Here is a 17114-nt window from a genome sequence, read left to right on the forward strand (position 1 = left end):
GCTGAGGTCTATTGCTCGCGTCGTCGCGGAGACGGTAGAGCCAATGGGGGAGGATGTGGCGAGGGTGGGCGTCGTAAAGCAATTAAAGGCCGGGAACGTGCTGGCGGTGACTGGGGCTGGGGTGTCGACGGACTCGGGCATCCCTGATTATCGCGGCCCGAAGGGCAGCTTGAGCAGGCATCGGCCGATGACGTACCAGGAGTTTCGGCATGATCCGGCGGCGTCGCATCGCTATTGGGCGCGGTCGTTTGTGGGGTGGCGGGTGATGGATCAGGCGCGGCCGAATCGAACGCACTACGCCATGGTTGAGCTGGAGCAGCATGGTTTTTTAAGTGGTGTGGTCACCCAAAATGTCGATGGTTTACACGCGGAAGCAGGCACGAAAAACCTGGTCGCGCTGCATGGTGATCTCGCCCATGTGATGTGTTTGAACTGCGGTTTCGGGGAGGATCGACACCTCTTTGATGAACGTCTCGAAGCCGCCAACCCCGGCTACGTCGCTTCCATTCGCCTGGAACCGGGCGCAGTCAACCCCGACGGCGACGTCTTCCTCGACGAAGAACAAGTACGCCGCTTCACCATGATCGGCTGCTTGCGCTGCGGCTCGCTCATGCTCAAACCAGACGTGGTTTACTTCGGCGAACCCGTGCCCGCCGCGCGCAAAAAAGATTTAAAAAAGCTTCTCGACGCCTCCTCCAGCCTCTTAATCGCCGGCTCCTCCCTAGCCGTCATGAGTGGATACCGGATCGTCATCGAAGCGCAACGTCAAGGAAAACAAGTGTCTGTCATCAACGGCGGCCCAGGTCGGGCGGATTCCCGCGTGGACATTTTGTGGCGCACCCGCGTTGCACCGGCCTTTGATGACATTTTGGACGCGCTGGACCTTTAGACTTTTGGTGGCTTAAGTTCGATTTCACGGTACCGATTTCGCAAGTTCGGTACCTTGCGCTCAATTTCTCAACGGCGATTTCGGTTTTTGGTGGTTTTCCTAGTGATCTCGCTCTTAAGAAATTGGAAGTATGAAATCGAACTTAAGTGCGGAGACCTCCGCCCAGACACGGCTACACGAGTGCTACAGTTCGACTTCACGTGCGCTGACTTCTCATACTCAACTTCTTAACCTCGACTTCACTCGGAAAAGTCCGCAATCCGGAGTGGAGTCAGCACACGTGAAGTTGAGCTTTAGACAACCACCAAAACCCCTAGTTCTCCGCAGTCTCGGAAATCTCCACCAATTTGCTCAAATCCGCCCTGACCAGTGCGCGTACGCGGGGATCGTAAGGCATTGCTTCGTGGAGCACGACTGAATTGGGGTCGAGGTTTTCCACCCAGATGTTTTGGACCCGCTTGAGTTCTTCGGGGTTCCGGGCCTCTAGGAAGCAGGTTTCAGGGGGCTGAATCACGGTGTCAAAGTGGGTGGCGATGCACAGATATGTCACGTCTGGATCCAAATCGCCGCCTTCATTGATGGCGTTGATGGTGTCGTGTCCGCGGATCATTTCAAATCCAGCTTCGCCGAACCATGATTGAACGACAGAATTAACCACACTTTCGCCACGATTGTTACGGATTAGCGGGCTGACGATTCCGCCCATGGTGGTGCCGTGATTGGGGACAGCGAGGGAGACCATGTGTTTGACTTTGGATGCACCACCCAAAACACGCATCCAGTATCTCAGCAACACGCCGCCTTGGGAGTGGCCAACGACAATGACTTTTGAGGCTCCTGTAGCAAGCAATACTGTATCTATATAGGCGCCAATTTGTGCGGATGATTCTGCGACTGAACCGGTGGCGCGTTGGCCAAATTCGGGTGCAAACACTGCCCAGCCGTCGCGGCGTAGATCGGCTCCCAAGTCTTGCCAATCACCTTTTGTTGATCCAGTTCCGTGGACTAATACCACTGGCCAGGGGCGGTCTTCGGTGGGGCGGGCGCGCCAATCGTCTTCAAAAAGTCCACGTGAACGTATGCGCGCGAGCATCGGCAAGGAATCTGTTTTGTCTTCGTTGAGTTTGCCGCGGTTTTTGGGATCACGGTAGAAATTTATCGCAATCTCTTCCACTACATCGTCTGGCAAGGCATCGGCCTGCGGGGCGTTATCAGTGGGGAGGTTTTTCCACACGGACCTTAACGCGTTTGTGAGTTCTCGGCGGAGATCATTGAGGGCGTCAACCATGTCCCCAACTTAGCCGAGGCGTGCCACCCGGTCGAGCTCTGCGCGTACGATTTCGATCACCCTGGGATCGCGCACCATATCGTTGTGGGCAATCATTGCGCGCGGGTGTTCATCTTCGACCCAAATATTGTGGACTCGATTTGGATCATCGTCCTCGTTGACCTCCAAAAAGGCCACCTCCGGAGGTTGGATGAAAGGATCAAAATGGGTACCAATGCAGGTGTAGGTGACGCCTGGATCGAGGTCCCCACCGTCGGCCAAAAACTCGATGATGTCGTGTCCGCGCAGCTGTTCAAAACCAGTGGGCCCGAATAGTCTGTGCATCAGCTTTTCGATCGTTCCCTCTCCCGATTTCACCTTCGTCATCGGGTTTAAAATGCCTCCCATGAGCGTTCCGTGATTTGGCGTAGAGATGGAAATCATGTGCCTGACCTTCATGTATCCGCCGTAGGTGCGCATCCAATACCGCGCCACGACACCGCCTTGCGAATGCCCAACCAGCACAATCTGCGCAGCGCCCGTCACCAACAAAACGGCATCAATATACGCACCAATTTGGGCAGCCGACGCCGCAATTGGCTCGGTGGCACGCGTTCCAAAGTCAGGGGCAAACACGGCCCAACCTTTGCTGCGCAGCTCAGCGCCCATTTCCTCCCATGAACCCTTGCTGGCCCCGGATCCGTGAATTAGCACGATCGGCCACGGTCGCGCACCACTTGGTCGCGCCCGCCAATCATCCTGGAAAAACCCCTTCGGCTTCAGCCGCGCCGTCAGGGGCAGGGTGATATTTGTTGCGTGATCGTAGAGTTCTTGGGTGAATTCCTCCGCAAAATCCTCGCGCGGATTCCGGCGCACCTTAGCCACCCCACGTGTAATCGCGCGCTTGAACAAACCAGAATTTTCCTGGGACATGTGCTCACACTAGCGCCGTAGGCCGGCTTGCGCTCGGCAAGTGTTTTGCTTATCGACGTCTCCCCACATAACAATCCCAACTCGAAGCACCAACGATTCAAGCCTTATCAGTTTTGTACAGGAAAATAGTGCAAAAATGGGGTTTAAGCTTCGTGGAGAGGATTGTCATCATGAACAACGTGCAACAGTTTCATCGATTTTTTGATGATTCCGCAGTCTATTATCCCTGCTTCGTCCCGCTTGACCGAGCCATCGGCGAACACTTTGATCGTCAGAACAAACCGATGTCCAGATTCATCGGAACGCTCATTCTGCCGTTAGCCAAACTGGAAGAAGCCGCCCAATACACCGGCGATGAAGTCCTTCGCGTGTCGGCAGTAATCAGTACTGATGGGCTCGCTGATCTGCGAAGGGATTTTTACGAACTCCCCAACATCGACATCGCCTCGGTGGAAATCAAGCTGGTCGGCGCAGCCCTCACCAACACCGCTTGGTTGGGAGATGTGGAAAAACTCATCCAACAACATCGCAACACTTTCGTATGGGTTGAGATTCCGACAGCCCTGGTCACCGCAGATATTGTCCGAAAACTCCGCCACATGGGAGCTGGCCTGAAATACAGAACTGGAGGTGATAGGGAAGAGCTCTTCCCCTCACCGCAGGACTTGGTCACTGTGCTGCGCACCGCCATCGATGCTGCATTGCCGTTTAAACTCACTGCAGGCCTGCATCGTGCTCTCAGGTATCGTGACGAGAAAACCGGCCGACTTCACTTCGGATTCCTCAACATTGCAGCCGCCGTGGCGACACTTCGTGCTGGAAAAGGCGAGGCAGAGGCACTGAAGATCCTTGAAGGCGATGATGCCGCTCCGCTTATTCACGCACTACAAAGCGGCGAAAACTGGCGGGATTCCTTCCGCAGCTTCAGTACCTGCAATGTTGTTGAACCACTCAACACTCTGATTGATCTTGATGTGTTGGCGGAAGGAGACGTACATCCCTAAGGATCGACGCTAGTTAGATCGGTTTTTACGAACCTTGGATGCGCGGTTGGAGTCGAGCAGTTTCCTGAGCAACGACTCCAATAAATCCTGCTCGATGTCGGTCAGGGTGCCAAACCACTCGGATTCCAAAGCATTTTGGCGGGTGGCTGTTTTCTGAATGTATGTAGTGCCTTTTTCGCTAAGGCTTAAAACCTTTGAGCGTCGATCATTTTCTGCCGTCACCTGCACAATCAGAGATTCAGCGAGCAATGGCTTTAACAGGTTAGAAATCGCAGACTTTTTCATTCCAGTCTTGTCAGTCACCTGGAGTGGACTCATCGGGCCATCAGTCCACAGTGAAAAGAGAATTCTATAGGACGCCAGACTTAGCCCATCAGGCCGATGAATTGAAGAGTCCGCATCATAGGCCAACAGATGTGCCACCTGATTTAGAGCGACAGAAAGCTGGTGTGCGTTTTCATTTCCATCCGGTAAAAGCATGTTGAAATGGGAGTCGGCCTGTCGGGGGTGTTCATCTTGAGTCATCGGTGCAAGCTTACGTCAAAATCAATAAAAGGCCGGTACACGGCGGTTTTATGCTTCATTTTTAAGGGGGTAGATATGCAGATGTAGCGCTACTTTCCTCTCAAAGGAAAGCAGTATATTGTCGGTTTTTTAGAGGCTCTCCCAAATATTGCGTTGGGGGAGCTAAACTAATTTCTGTTACCTGACAGAAAGGGGCAAAATTGCATATCACTCCTCGTGAACAAGAAAAACTGATGATCGTGGTGGCGGCTGACCTTGCACGTCGCCGTAAAGATCGCGGCCTAAAACTTAACCACCCAGAGGCCGTCGCCCTCATCACGTATGAACTGATTGAAGGCGCCCGTGACGGACGCACAGTCGCAGACCTTATGAGCTGGGGAAGCACCATTTTGACTAGGGATGATGTCTTAGAAGGCATCCCAGAGATGATCCCTGACATCCAGGTTGAAGCAACGTTTGATGACGGCACCAAGCTCGTCACCGTGCACAATCCCATCCGATAACCCTTGATGTTTTTAGGAGTTTTGTCATGATCCCAGGCGAGTACATCCTGTCCAGCGAATCACTCACCGGAAATGTTGGGCGCGAGGCCAAAACCATCGAAATCATCAACACCGGTGATAGGCCTGTGCAGATTGGTTCGCATTTCCACTTCGCTGAAGTAAACCCCAGCATCAGCTTTGATCGCAGTGAAGGTTACGGCTTCCGCCTTGATATTCCATCCGGCACCGCGGTGCGCCTCGAGCCAGGCGATGCCCGCACCGTCAACCTTGTTGCCATTGGCGGTGACCGCATTGTTGCAGGTTTCCGAGATCTCGTCGATGGGCCGTTGGAGGACCTCAAAGTCAACGTGTGGGAGGGACGCGAAGACGGTTGGCGTCGTTCCTCAGCTGCTGGTGATGCTCCACAAGAATTGCCACAGGTCGAAGCTGCTGAACGTGGCCGGAAACTAGATGACGCCACTGATGTGGACACAAATGTGGGCACAGAAGAAGGCTTTGAAGAAGGTCGAAATTAAATGAGTTTTGAGATTTCCCGCAAGCAGTACACCGACCTTTATGGTCCAACCGTTGGCGATTCAGTACGTCTTGCTGATACTGAGCTTTTTCTCTGTGTGGAAAAAGATTACGCAGCAATCGGCGAAGAAGTAGCATTCGGCGGTGGCAAGGTCATTCGTGATGGCATGGGCCAAAATGGCACCTTGGTTCGCGATGTAGATATTCCCGATACCGTCATCACCAACGTCATCGTCCTTGACTATACGGGTGTGTACAAAGCTGACGTTGCGCTTCGAGATGGCAAAATCTTCCGAATCGGAAAGGCCGGAAACCCGAATGTCATGGAAAACGTCGACATCGTCATCGGCGTTGCCACCGACATCATTGCTGGTGAAGGCAAAATCCTTACCGCAGGTGGCATCGACACGCACGTGCACTTCTTGGGCACAGACCAGGTCAACACTGCATTAGCATCAGGTATCACCACGATGATCGGTGGAGGCACCGGCCCAAGCCAGGCGTCGATGGCTACAACTGTCACGCCAGGTCAGTGGAATACCTACAACATGCTTAGTGCTTTTGAAGGCATGCCCATGAACTTTGGCATTTTGGGTAAAGGCCATGGTTCTTCCAAATCTCCGCTGGCTGAGCAGGTTCGTGCGGGTGCAATCGGTCTGAAAATTCACGAGGACTGGGGTGCCACACCATCGTCGATCAACACTGCCCTAGAAGTAGCCGATGACATGGACATCCAGGTGGCACTCCACTCCGATACCTTGAATGAGGCCGGTTTTGTGGAAGACACCATTGAAGCCATTGCGGGCCGAGTCATCCATACCTTCCACACCGAAGGTGCTGGTGGTGGACACGCTCCTGACCTAATCCGAGTGGCTGCTCTGCCAAACGTGTTGCCTGCATCCACCAACCCAACGCTCCCATACACCCGAAACACTGTTGAAGAGCACCTGGACATGGTGATGGTTGCCCACCACCTCAACCCAGATATTCCAGAAGACGTGGCTTTTGCGGATTCCCGAATTCGTGCCGAAACGATTGCAGCCGAAGATGTGCTTCACGATATGGGTATCTTCTCTATCACCTCTTCGGATTCCCAGGCGATGGGCCGAGTAGGAGAGACCATCACGCGCACGTGGCAGGTCGCCGACCATATGAAACGCACCCGTGGATCACTAACGGGAGATGCTCCATACAACGACAACAACCGCTTGCGTCGATTCATCGCAAAATACACCATCAACCCTGCGATTGCGCACGGTGTGGATTATGTTGTCGGTTCAGTGGAGGAAGGCAAGTTCGCTGACCTCGTGCTGTGGGATCCAAAGTTCTTTGGTGTGAAACCTGATCTGGTGATCAAGGGTGGGTTGATGGTCAATTCCCTCATGGGTGATTCCAACGGTTCCATTCCAACTCCGCAGCCCCGCACCCTGCGCAATACTTGGGGTGCGTTTGGCCAGGCAGTTTCCAGAAGCTCCATTACATTCCTATCCCAGGACGCTATCGATGCAAATGTTCCTGATCTGCTGAATCTGAGGAAGCAGATCCGGGGCGTTCGAGGTGTAAGGAATCTGACCAAACGAGACATGAAACTCAATGCAGAAATGCCTGATATTCGTGTCGATCCAGAGACCTACCAGGTGTTTGTCAACGGTGAGTTGATCACCAGCAAGCCAGCAGAGACAGTGCCAATGGCACGTCGCTACTTCTTGTTCTAATCCGCCAACAAGGAAGGAAGATCCATGATTATCACTGCGATCGACACCAACATCTACGATCAACCGGAGTTTGTTGAAGGACGCGATGTCATCGGTGTGCGCTTTGAAGATTTAGTTTTGGATAAGCGCATTCAACGGGTTGCACTCCCCGGAGGAGAAGAACTGGGGTTGCGGTTAAACCACGGGCATCCGATTCTGCGTGAAGGTGATGTGTTGAAAGCTGATGATAAGACGGTATTTGTGGTGGAGATTATCCCCACGGATGTTTTAGTTATCACGCCAAGCGATATTCACCAGATGGGATTTGTGGCGCACTCCCTGGGAAACAGGCACCTGCCAGCACAGTTTTCCAAGCCAGGTGAATTGACAGAGAAGGCAGCCATGATCGTGCAATACGATCACACGGTGGTCAGCTTCTTGGATGAGCACGGCATCGAGTATCAGCGCACCGAACTTGTTCCGCCAATTCCTTTCAGGCATAGCGGGCACACACATTGATGGATCTTGACGCTGATTTTCTGCTGTTGCATTTATCGGATTCAGCACTTCCAACGGGAGCGTTTGCGCACTCATTTGGATTTGAAACTTATATGGATGCAGAGCGAATCACCAATGCAGAGGAGTTCCAAGACTGGCTGAAAGTCCTGCTTAAGGTGCAATTGACCAGCTCTGATGCTTTGGCAATGAGGATGTTTTACGCCACCCCGACGGTGTCTGAGCTGAAACGGCTGGATGAGCGCCTTTTTGCTGGAACTCCGGCGAGAGAAATTCGGGAAGCTAATGCTCGAATGGGTACGCGCATGGCAGAGATCGTGGCTGAAACCTACTCCGTGCCCCTGATTGTTGAGTATCTCGAATTGATTCAACATCGAGAGCTATCAGGGCACCCGGCTTTGGCTTTGGCTCTTGCCACCCACAGCGCGGGGATTGATGTGGATCGAGCAATCCACGCTCACCTCACGGCAACGGTGAGTTCGCTGATCCAAAATGCGGTTCGTGGCATCCCACTGGGGCAAATGGCAGGTCAGCGGGTGATGTTCGCCATGCGTGAGCATATCGGTGCGGCCGTGAAACGTAGCGCGAACTTGGATGAGATTGATTTCTGTTCGGGTGATCCAGGCTTGGATATTTCACAAATGGTTCATGAAACCCAACGCGCACGACTATTTATGAGTTAAGAAGGAGAAAAGAAACATGGGTCCAATCAGAATCGGCGTAGGCGGGCCGGTCGGCGCCGGAAAAACGCAGCTGGTAGAGCGGATTACGCGAGCGCTTATCGACGAAGTCAGCATGGCTGCAATCACTAACGATATCTACACCATTGAAGACGCCAAGATTCTTGCCGCCAATGGAGTGCTGCCAGAAGAACGCATTGTTGGCATTGAAACTGGAGGATGCCCACACACTGCGATTCGTGAAGACACCTCCATGAATGATGCAGCGATCAAAGACCTTGTGGAACGCTTCCCAGATCTGGAACTCATCTTTGTGGAATCTGGTGGAGATAATCTCTCTGCAACGTTCTCGCCAGAGCTGGTGGATTTTTCCATCTACATCATCGATGTTGCCCAAGGTGAGAAGATCCCGAGGAAAGCTGGCCAAGGCATGATTAAGTCGGATTTGTTTATCATTAATAAAACTGACCTTGCCCCATATGTTGGTGCCAACCTAGATGTCATGGTGGAAGATGCCAAAGCATTCCGCAAGAACAAACCATTCTGCCTGACTAATCTGCGCACCGATGATGGTTTGGATAAGGTCTTGGAATGGATCCGCCATGAGGTGATGATGCAGGACTTGCAGGAAGCCTAAATGACACAAACCCAACCAGTGGGAACCCTGCGACTGACCATCGATGATCAAGGACCCCAAGGTCAAAGCCGTGCGGTGGAGCAATTTCACCAGGGTGCGCTTCGAGTCATCCGGCCACACTACTTGGATGATTCCGGACAGGTTTGCTACACCATCATTGCCATTGGTGGCGGATACCTGGGCGGCGATGTGTATGAGCAGCAATTCACGATCAAAGACAACGCAAAAGCTTTGATCACCACGCAATCGGCCACCAAGATTTATCGCACACCGCAAGGACCAGCCACGCAGCACACCGAAATCAACGTCGGTGAAAATGCTGTGCTGGAATACTTGGCGGATCAAACCATCGCGTACCGGGAGGCCACCTATCATCAATTCACCAAGGTGGCGCTGCACCCGAGCGCAACGTTTGTGATGAGCGAACAAATCACCCCAGGCTGGCACCCCGACGGCAAACACTTTGCTTACGATGAAATGCGTCTACACACCGAAATCACGGACTCCACCACAGGGCGACTCGTGCTCTTGGATAATTTACTGCTCCGGCCGGACTCCCGAGAGGGAAGTTTTGGGTGGACGGAACAGTACACACATTCAGGGCAGATGATTGTGATGGGGGAAGGCGTCGATAAGCAGCTTGTTGCTGAGCTGAATGAGCAACTTGCCGCGCACCCTGATGTGTACGGCGCCGTCAATTTCTTAAGCGCGCCGGGCACGTTACTGCGCGGATTTATTGCGCGCACGCTGAGCAACCGCACTGAGGAGTTGATTAACCTGCACGAACACATTGCGTCGCTGTTGCGCGGGCGGTGGCGCGGGCAGGAACCGGTGAATTTGCGGAAGTACTAGACGGCGTCGAGAAATCGAAGCACCCTGGCGGCAAGGCCTAAGGGGTGCTCGAAAATTGCGTAGTGTCCGACATCGTGGAGTTCTTCAACGGTCAGATTTTGATAGATCGGGCCGAATGCGGATTCCACGGCAGTTTTAGTGACCGCGGGGTCGAGATCGCCGGTGAGAATGTACACGGGCAAATCTTGGGTGCCTAAATCCGCTGCGAAATTACAATCAGCCCACGCAAAAAAGTACTTTTCAACGGCCTCTGGAGTGGAATTCTGCACCGTCGAGTCGGTGAGATCATCCAACCACGCGGCAGGTTGGCGAGATCCTGAGGTGAAATCGATGATGGCTCGCCTCGAGTCCGGGTTGTGCCCTGCTGAGGTGAAAAGCTTCCGAGAATCCTCATCGAATGGTGTTCCAGCTGCAGCAACGGCAGAAATTCCAACCAGTGAAGCGATGGGGGTGGCGCTGTCTGCAAGGACTTTCTGCATGAACACTCCACCCATGGAATGGCCCAGGATGGAAACCTTTTCTGCCTCAATCGAGTCGATGTATGCAACGATATCCGCTGAAATTTCCTCCAGAGTAAATTCTCCTGCGTCGTCTTTTCTGTTGCCGTAACCTCGGTAATCCCAAAAGTGCCAGGTGTAGTTGCCGAGGTCAAGATAGTCAGCGAAAGCTCCCCAGCCCGCAGCATGACCAAACCAACCATTTAAGACAACCACATGATGAGGTCCTGAACCTTTAATAAGTGCAGACATGTCAGCTCCTGAGAGTGTGAGAAACATGGGACGTGCTACTAGATTTGCATCCCAAAGTACTTGAACTTTTGCGCTGCTGCAGTCGGGGTATTCACTTTGGCTGGTAACCTGTAGACAACATGGCCGGCCCTCCCTATTTAGGGATGGGCCGGTTCTTAATTGGGTTGCTAACTAGAATTTCAGGTCGTAGGTAGAAATCTAAACCACATACCCGCGCTTGATTTGTACGCCGCGGATTACTGCGGAGCCAAGGGCGAGCGCCGCCAGCGCGTACAGCGGAATGGAGGCGCCAAGGTGCGGGAGGAGGGCGTCGAGAAGCACTGGCAGCCCGAATCCCAAATACGTGAACACATAATAGATGCCGATGCCGGTGCCACGTCGGTTGAGTGGCGTGTAAGTTTCGATGCTGAGGAGGCCTTCGCGCAGGCAGAGGCCATATGCGGTGCCGAACAGGATCGAGGCGATAACGAAAAGCCACACTGGAATGGAGTCGCCACCAAAAGCTGCCAGCGCAAAACCCGCGAGGGCACACAGCGCGCCCACGATTCCGGAGCCACGACCCCACGCGAATTTCCTACCTAAAAATTGTGCGATCAGGCCTGCGCTGAAGGCGATCGCCGCGCCGATTCCGGGGAGAAGAATGGCGTTGCCGAAGGTGGAGTCGATGCGCGCGGACATCACGATCAGGGAGGTGGTGATGCAGCTGAACACCCAAATTGCCATCGGCAAGGACACCGCGAGGGCCTTTTTCATGCTTCGTTCGTGTTTGATTCCGCTGGATGCGCCAAGTGCGCTCGGGGTGCTGCGGGCATCGCCAAGCGCAAATCCCACAACCACCGCGATCAGCGAGAGGGCAACGCTTATGGCAAAGGGCGTAATAATGCTTGTCGACGCCATCCCCAACCCACTTGTCACAATCGGCCCCATCATGAAACCGGCGGTCAGAATAATGCCGGCCAATGTCACGCCGCTTGCTCCGCGCAATCTGCCCGCCCATGCGGTGCCCGCGCTGACGACTAATCCAACGCCCAGACCAACGATGAATCGTCCTACCAGGAGGGAAGGACCATCATGAAACGCTAAAAGAGAAAGGTTTCCAAGCGCAGAAAGTACACCTCCGGTGAGTACCACCATGCGGGCACCAAAACGGTCGGCAAGCACACCGCCTGCGAGCAAACTTGGAAGAAGTCCCAGTGCATAAATACCAAAAGCGCCGTTGACCAGCACGCTTGATACGTCTAATTGTTCACGGATCAACACCAACACTGACGCGAAATGATTGGCTGCCCATCCTGCAGTAAACAGCAGGATGGTAACACCTATGAAGACGCGATTGGCGTTTCCTGATCTCATGGGTGCTCACTTTAATTCATAAGCAGCATGTTTTCTTGGGATTTCTTGGGTTCTTGGGCGGTCTGTTTCCCTCAACCAAACCAGGTGACCAAAGGAGTGTATGTCGAGGTTCCCTTGGTCATATGGGCTGGTTCTGAAGTCTGATAACCGTCCCATATGACCAGTGGCGGGCTAGCCGATGCGTTTTCGGTCACCTGGTTTGCTCGGCCCTCAAAGAGGAGAAAAACTGCCCCTCGGTCTAAAGAAAGTGCCCTTCCAGAATCGCTCTCAAGCGCCTAAAGCAGATCTGCCTAGACCGACACCCATTCTGAAACTTCGACTCTTTAAACGGCCGTTACTCCAGAAGCTGCTGCTTTTCCTGCGCCTGCTGCTCCCAGTACTGCGACTTCGCGGAATCGCCGAAATCTTCATAGATGGAAGACAGTGCATTTGCGTAGTACAGTGCCTGCTCAGTGGGGATGCCTTCAACCCTGAATGCAGATTCCAGCAGGCTTGCGCCGTCAGTTTCGTGGCCCAATTGGAACAAGTACTGTGCACACTGCTCCAACTGGGCAGCTGCATTGGAAGGGTCATCGTTTTGCATGGCCAGGGCAGAAGCGTCGGCTGCTCCGCTGATGCAATCTTCAGGGCGGGCAAAAGTGAAGTATGCGCGGTTGAGGGATTCCTGCACGTATAGCTTCTGAGCTGTGGTTTCTGCGAGTCCCATTGCGGTGCCCAGGGTTTCCAGCGCTTCGGTGGAACCGAGGTCTGCCTGGACGATGGCGATGCTGTCCAGCAGTTTCAGTTCAGCTTGGTGTTGATCATCAAGCATTTGAGCATAGGGGAGAGAGTGGTTGAGCTCCTCCAGCAGTTGCTCGTGCATGTTTTGGGTGTAGAGGACATCCGTGATCATGGTCATCGCTTGGACTGCGAGTTCGAAGTTGCCGAACCCTGCGGCGTTTTCGCGAGCGTGGCGCAAAATTGCTGCGGCAGCCTGGGGGTCGTGGATAGCAACGGTAGCACCCAAAGGAAGGAGTGCTTCAGTTTCAAGTTCATCAAGTGTCAGATTCTGCTCGAATTTAGGCAGCAGCAGCTTTTCCAGGATTTCGCGGGCTTCAATTGGTTCAACCTGGGCGAGTTGCATGCCCAATCGCAGTTCTTCCTCACGGTGGGGAAGTCCTGCCGCTTGAAGTTCCTCGAAAGCGAGTCGTGCCATTTCAATGGAGCGTTCCTGCCTGCCCACAAATGAGTAAAGCTGCGCGAACTGGCTGGCGGTGCGGGCAGTGGTTTCACGCATGCCGGCGCCGATCATGTACCCGATAGTTTCATCTAGGATGGCTTCGCCGTTTCCGGTGTCTTGAACAACGGCATGTTGGCCGAAAATGCTGTCCAAGGCGAGTTCTTGAACAAAGTTTCCCTGTGTACGAAGCTCCTGGTAGCGGGCTACGTCGAGGTTCTCCGGGCTTTGAGCAAGCAAGATGGTGAACTCGGAGAACTGGGCCTCGAGGTTTTCGAATCTCAGCTCAGGATGGGAAGCGGTTTCCTCGATGATCTTGCGGGCGATTGCAAGTGGCTCGTCGTTTTCCTCGCCGTATGGAACAAGATCGATGTTGTCCAATGCCATTTGATTGATGACTGCCCAAGACCTCAAGTCATCGCGAATCAGTTCCGCTTCGGTGAGGTAAGTCTGGACATCGGGGTTATTCAGCTGGTCAACAGTCTGGGATTCCAAGAAATCGACAGCGCGGTAGCCCTGGCGGCGAAGCTCCGAAAGGAAAAGTTCGCGTCCTTCTGCTTCTTTTCCAGGCTGATCAAGCAAGGTGATGGCATAAGCCAGACGCTCATAATCAGAAAGCTCCGCGAGCTCGTCGGCGTTGAGCAGGAATCGCTGCGCATCGGAAAATGCCCTCTTACCATTGGCGATGCAGAAACGGTACAGTTTGTCCTGAGCATTCGCAGGCTCAGATGGGGTCGCGGTTTGCGCCTTGAGCAGCAAATTGGAGCCGCCCAATCCCACTGGAATATCCAGGGTGGAATTAGCAATTGAGGCCTCGAAACGCTTCATGAAATTGTCGTTGCCATTGCGGGCGTCATACTCGCGCGCCAGGTTGCGCGCCAATTCCAGGCAGCGTTCTTTAAGCTTTTCGACGTTCAGATCCTCATCGTGGCCAAACACCTCTCCAGTACCGGAGACAACAAGATCCCCGAAACCTGCGCGTTCAGTGGAGGACAGCAACGTGTAGGCGCCCAAGTAAAACTGGAAATGTCCCAGAGTTGCCAAAGGATCCGTGATCAAGCGGTGCTGGTAACGGGTGAGAAAGCCCAAGCCCCTGGAATGGTTTCCAGTGATGCCGAGGAATTCTAGGTGGCGTCCAACGGAATCAAGGGACTGGAATTCTGGGTTTGCCTTCGCACTGACATCTTGCAGGTAGCGGGCATAATCAGCATCGCCGGACTTAAGCACACGCAGCATGAACGCAGCGAGGGTGGTCTCTGGTTCCATGACGCAGCCGATGGATCCGTAGCTGATGATTTGGGAGACGAGGTTTTGGGTTTCGTCGTAATCATCTGCTGCCATTGCGAGTGCCGCTTTTCCTGCAATTTGGCAGGTTGGGCAGTCGTCGAAGGGATCGTCGTGCTGGGAGGCGTCGATAAGCTCTTGCAGCTCTAGCGCACGCTCGAGGGAGCCGTTCATCAGGGCGTCGTCGCGGCGCTCAATATTAATCGCGATGCGCGGGATACCCGCGCGCGTGAAGTGTTCATCCATCTGATCGAGCATGTTGTCCATCTGCTCACGGGTGAACAACACTGAGCTAATGACCAGGTTGAGGGCGTTTTTGTACAGCCAAAAAAGATCCGGGTAGGAACCGTCGCCCTGGCCTGGGAAGCGAGCCGGATCGCGGTCATGCATGCCGACAGCTGCGGAAAAGTGGGTGAGCATTGAGGTGTGATCCTCGTTGATATTGCCCAGCGTGGCCAGAAACAGTCGAGCTTTAAACTCAGTATCTTGATCTTCGGTTTCCTGTGCCACGCTCAATGCAAGTTGAAAAGCTTCCATCTGCTCATCGTTCATGGGCATATCAATTGCACGATCTAGCAGCGCAGTCGCCGACTGCTCAAAGGCATAATCCATGCCCTCGAGATTAGCGGAGGATTGTCTTAGATATCGGATGACAAAGACAAAGAAACCAGATCTGCCAGCGAATCATTAAGCAGCGCGCGTTCCTTCACCCGCAGTGGCCTCTTGCTGGACAACAATGCCTGAACGTAGAGCAAACGCACCGTGCGCGACACCACGGCGGTGTCATCAGTGGACGCCAATTTCCTGACCAGCGAATTGTTCCAATTCAAGCACAACGCCGACAGTCCCTGATCCTGTGGAATGTTGGCTGTTTGACGGCTCAACGTGTTATCCACCGTTGCCAAAATGTCAGCCCAACGATCAGTGGTTGCGCTTTGTGTTTCATTGCGATCCCGTGAGGCCTGCGCCTTGGAATCAATGATCACCACGGCAGGAACATCTGCGGGTTCAAAAACCCTCGTTGCGCCCTTGATCTGAAAATCCTTCAATGATTCCGTGACCTGCGCATCCAGTGCCTTGGCTTTCTCAATGTCCTGCAGCGGCGGAAGCTCCATCAGATCCATGGATTCGCGCAGGTCAGCAGTAGATACCGTAAGCGGTGGGTAGTGAACGGGAATGAGCCGAGCCAGATCGCTGTCGTGAATGTAGCCGCCATTAATAATCAAGGTGTCCGGGCGCGCAATGGTGTTGAGCTGCCTGAAATCATCCAACGTGGTAGCCAGCTGCAGCGACACATCCTCGGTGATGGACAACGTGGTGATCTCACCGATCGAGATGCGACCACGGGAGGTCTCCAAGGTGAGAAGACCCAACATGGTTTCAGCCAGGTCCGCGTCCGATTGGCACAGCTCGCGCAGGGCAAGATCATGAATCGCAGTAAATTCCCGCACGCGGTGAGGCTTGGTCATGGCGAGATTAATCAGCCACGATTTAATGCACTCACCGATATGTTCCCTGGTTGCCGCGAACGCGGTGTCATCCATGAGCGCTTCACGCGATGCGGTGGGTTCCAAATCGGTTGAATTGATTTCACATTCCACAAAGAACGCCCAGTTGGGCAGCACCGTGGAAGGCCCATCAGAGACCAACATGCGGTTGACATAAATACTGTGACGCCTGGACATATGCGGAGCCTGGGCCTCCGGCAATACATAAGCCACACCCTCGATGCCAGGACCGGTGAGATCGATGACATCAAAAGGAGTTTTACCAAGGCGCTCCCGGCCGGCATACAGCCTGTGCTGCTGATCAGTATCCTTTGCAAACACCGGCGATGTAGTGATGGTGGTGTTTTTCTCACCCTGCACCACAATAGGAATCGGCAGGTAGCGGCCATAATTACTAGCAATGGTGACCACGGAATTTTCCGTCAGCAACGTGCGCTCATCAGGGCGCGGAGTCAGGTGCACAGTCGTGCCCACCGGAATGACATCCGTTGCGTCATCCCCAAGAATCTCCAGGTTAAAGGTGCCATCCGCATGACCAGTCCACCGAATCGCCGACGCACCCTCCGCATGCGACACCATGGTGATCTCATCCGCCACCATGAAACAACTAAGCAGCCCGATGCCAAATTGCCCCAGGCGACCTTCCCGCTGCAGACCGAATTCATCGCGTTTCGACGTCCGCCCCACCGTCGCCAGCAATTCCCGCGCCTCCTGCGCGGTCAGGCCCGTACCATTATCAACCAGTGAAAACGTGGCACGATCCTTGGTCACCGGCCGAATACGAATACTCGGCTCGTAGCCCTCCTCACCCTGTTCAGAACGTGCAGTACAAGCATCAACCGCATTCTGCAGCAACTCACGCACATACACCCTCGGACCGGAATAAATGTGGCGACTCAAAAGATCAACAACGCCGCCGAGGTCAACTTGGAAATTATCACGTGAGGATTCTTGCATACGCCTATAAAAGCACAGTTTTGAATCCACAGGG

16 protein-coding genes are annotated in these 17114 nt (G+C 53.8%); 9 read left to right on the forward strand and 7 right to left on the reverse strand.

The annotated features are described in order from the left end of the window. Positions 1 to 43 precede the first annotated feature (43 nt). On the forward strand, positions 44 to 889 hold the full coding sequence (locus tag CGL_RS00445; RefSeq protein ID WP_162467700.1) for a Sir2 family NAD-dependent protein deacetylase: 846 nt from the start codon (positions 44 to 46) through the stop codon (positions 887 to 889). A 313-nt stretch (positions 890 to 1202) separates the two neighbouring features. Here CGL_RS00445 and CGL_RS00450 read toward each other — a convergent pair whose 3' ends face one another. Together CGL_RS00450 and CGL_RS00455 are read right to left on the reverse strand one after the other, a co-directional pair. Beyond that, positions 1203 to 2177 (reverse strand): esterase/lipase family protein, encoded by a 975-nt coding sequence (locus CGL_RS00450; protein ID WP_011013373.1) that lies wholly within the window; start codon positions 2175 to 2177, stop codon positions 1203 to 1205. Between the two features lie 9 nt (positions 2178 to 2186). Then, on the reverse strand, positions 2187 to 3089 hold the full coding sequence (locus CGL_RS00455) for an esterase/lipase family protein (protein WP_011013374.1): 903 nt from the start codon (positions 3087 to 3089) through the stop codon (positions 2187 to 2189). 170 nt (positions 3090 to 3259) lie between these two features. Here CGL_RS00455 and CGL_RS00460 point away from each other — a divergent pair, with 170 nt between their 5' ends. After that, on the forward strand, positions 3260 to 4093 hold the full coding sequence (locus CGL_RS00460) for a hypothetical protein (RefSeq protein ID WP_011013375.1): 834 nt from the start codon (positions 3260 to 3262) through the stop codon (positions 4091 to 4093). Between the two features lie 9 nt (positions 4094 to 4102). Here CGL_RS00460 and CGL_RS00465 read toward each other — a convergent pair whose 3' ends face one another. Beyond that, a complete protein-coding gene (locus CGL_RS00465; RefSeq protein ID WP_011013376.1) occupies positions 4103 to 4618 on the reverse strand; it encodes a MarR family winged helix-turn-helix transcriptional regulator in 516 nt (171 codons plus the stop codon). Between the two features lie 200 nt (positions 4619 to 4818). Here CGL_RS00465 and CGL_RS00470 point away from each other — a divergent pair, with 200 nt between their 5' ends. Genes CGL_RS00470 through CGL_RS00500 form a run of 7 tightly spaced genes read left to right on the forward strand, consistent with a single transcriptional unit; the run spans position 4819 to position 10013 of the window. Continuing rightward, positions 4819 to 5121, forward strand: a complete 303-nt coding sequence (locus tag CGL_RS00470) for an urease subunit gamma (protein ID WP_003857708.1) — start codon at positions 4819 to 4821, stop codon at positions 5119 to 5121. A 26-nt stretch (positions 5122 to 5147) separates the two neighbouring features. After that, positions 5148 to 5636, forward strand: coding sequence for an urease subunit beta (locus CGL_RS00475; protein ID WP_011013377.1), 489 nt, complete (start codon positions 5148 to 5150; stop codon positions 5634 to 5636). Beyond that, positions 5637 to 7349, forward strand: coding sequence for an urease subunit alpha (gene ureC / locus CGL_RS00480; protein ID WP_011013378.1), 1713 nt, complete (start codon positions 5637 to 5639; stop codon positions 7347 to 7349). A 24-nt stretch (positions 7350 to 7373) separates the two neighbouring features. Beyond that, positions 7374 to 7847, forward strand: coding sequence for an urease accessory protein UreE (gene ureE, locus CGL_RS00485; RefSeq protein ID WP_011013379.1), 474 nt, complete (start codon positions 7374 to 7376; stop codon positions 7845 to 7847). Further along, positions 7847 to 8527, forward strand: a complete 681-nt coding sequence (locus CGL_RS00490; RefSeq protein ID WP_011013380.1) for an urease accessory protein UreF — start codon at positions 7847 to 7849, stop codon at positions 8525 to 8527. The genes ureE and CGL_RS00490 overlap by 1 nt, the downstream gene beginning before the upstream one ends. Positions 8528 to 8543: 16 nt before the next feature. Further along, the gene (gene ureG, locus CGL_RS00495) at positions 8544 to 9161 is read left to right on the forward strand and encodes an urease accessory protein UreG (protein WP_003857703.1); all 618 of its coding nucleotides are present in this window, start codon (positions 8544 to 8546) and stop codon (positions 9159 to 9161) included. After that, positions 9162 to 10013, forward strand: a complete 852-nt coding sequence (locus CGL_RS00500) for an urease accessory protein UreD (protein ID WP_011013381.1) — start codon at positions 9162 to 9164, stop codon at positions 10011 to 10013. Here CGL_RS00500 and CGL_RS00505 read toward each other — a convergent pair. The 4 genes from CGL_RS00505 to CGL_RS00520 all read right to left on the reverse strand — a co-directional run bounded on the left by CGL_RS00505 (position 10010) and on the right by CGL_RS00520 (position 17080). Beyond that, positions 10010 to 10762 carry an alpha/beta fold hydrolase gene (locus tag CGL_RS00505; RefSeq protein ID WP_041625295.1) on the reverse strand — a complete coding sequence of 251 codons (753 nt, stop codon included), beginning with the start codon at positions 10760 to 10762 and terminating at the stop codon, positions 10010 to 10012. The two genes, CGL_RS00500 and CGL_RS00505, sit on opposite strands and share 4 nt — an antisense overlap. Before the next feature lie 198 nt (positions 10763 to 10960). Further along, positions 10961 to 12115: an MFS transporter gene (locus tag CGL_RS00510; protein ID WP_011013383.1), complete on the reverse strand. Its 1155-nt coding sequence runs from the start codon at positions 12113 to 12115 to the stop codon at positions 10961 to 10963. Between the two features lie 334 nt (positions 12116 to 12449). Next, positions 12450 to 15227 (reverse strand): hypothetical protein, encoded by a 2778-nt coding sequence (locus tag CGL_RS00515; protein WP_011013384.1) that lies wholly within the window; start codon positions 15225 to 15227, stop codon positions 12450 to 12452. A 26-nt stretch (positions 15228 to 15253) separates the two neighbouring features. Beyond that, complete coding sequence (locus tag CGL_RS00520) at positions 15254 to 17080, reverse strand: HSP90 family protein (RefSeq protein WP_011013385.1); 1827 nt, start codon at positions 17078 to 17080, stop codon at positions 15254 to 15256. Between the last annotated feature and the right edge of the window lie 34 nt (positions 17081 to 17114).

Origin of the sequence: Corynebacterium glutamicum ATCC 13032 (assembly GCF_000011325.1) — a bacterium.
Taxonomy (GTDB): domain Bacteria; phylum Actinomycetota; class Actinomycetes; order Mycobacteriales; family Mycobacteriaceae; genus Corynebacterium; species Corynebacterium glutamicum.

Bases quoted from the DNA above. Each gene is read 5' to 3' on its own strand.
- CGL_RS00490 (WP_011013380.1), top strand. From the start codon at position 7,847: ATGGATCTTGACGCTGATTTTCTGCTGTTGCATTTATCGGATTCAGCA.
- CGL_RS00510 (WP_011013383.1), bottom strand. From the start codon at position 12,115: ATGAGATCAGGAAACGCCAATCGCGTCTTCATAGGTGTTACCATCCTG.
- CGL_RS00515 (WP_011013384.1), bottom strand. From the start codon at position 15,227: ATGGATTATGCCTTTGAGCAGTCGGCGACTGCGCTGCTAGATCGTGCA.
- CGL_RS00500 (WP_011013381.1), top strand. From the start codon at position 9,162: ATGACACAAACCCAACCAGTGGGAACCCTGCGACTGACCATCGATGAT.
- ureG (WP_003857703.1), top strand. From the start codon at position 8,544: ATGGGTCCAATCAGAATCGGCGTAGGCGGGCCGGTCGGCGCCGGAAAA.
- CGL_RS00450 (WP_011013373.1), bottom strand. From the start codon at position 2,177: ATGGTTGACGCCCTCAATGATCTCCGCCGAGAACTCACAAACGCGTTA.
- ureC (WP_011013378.1), top strand. From the start codon at position 5,637: ATGAGTTTTGAGATTTCCCGCAAGCAGTACACCGACCTTTATGGTCCA.
- CGL_RS00455 (WP_011013374.1), bottom strand. From the start codon at position 3,089: ATGTCCCAGGAAAATTCTGGTTTGTTCAAGCGCGCGATTACACGTGGG.
- CGL_RS00520 (WP_011013385.1), bottom strand. From the start codon at position 17,080: ATGCAAGAATCCTCACGTGATAATTTCCAAGTTGACCTCGGCGGCGTT.
- CGL_RS00475 (WP_011013377.1), top strand. From the start codon at position 5,148: ATGATCCCAGGCGAGTACATCCTGTCCAGCGAATCACTCACCGGAAAT.
- CGL_RS00460 (WP_011013375.1), top strand. From the start codon at position 3,260: ATGAACAACGTGCAACAGTTTCATCGATTTTTTGATGATTCCGCAGTC.
- CGL_RS00445 (WP_162467700.1), top strand. From the start codon at position 44: ATGGGGGAGGATGTGGCGAGGGTGGGCGTCGTAAAGCAATTAAAGGCC.
- CGL_RS00465 (WP_011013376.1), bottom strand. From the start codon at position 4,618: ATGACTCAAGATGAACACCCCCGACAGGCCGACTCCCATTTCAACATG.
- ureE (WP_011013379.1), top strand. From the start codon at position 7,374: ATGATTATCACTGCGATCGACACCAACATCTACGATCAACCGGAGTTT.
- CGL_RS00505 (WP_041625295.1), bottom strand. From the start codon at position 10,762: ATGTCTGCACTTATTAAAGGTTCAGGACCTCATCATGTGGTTGTCTTA.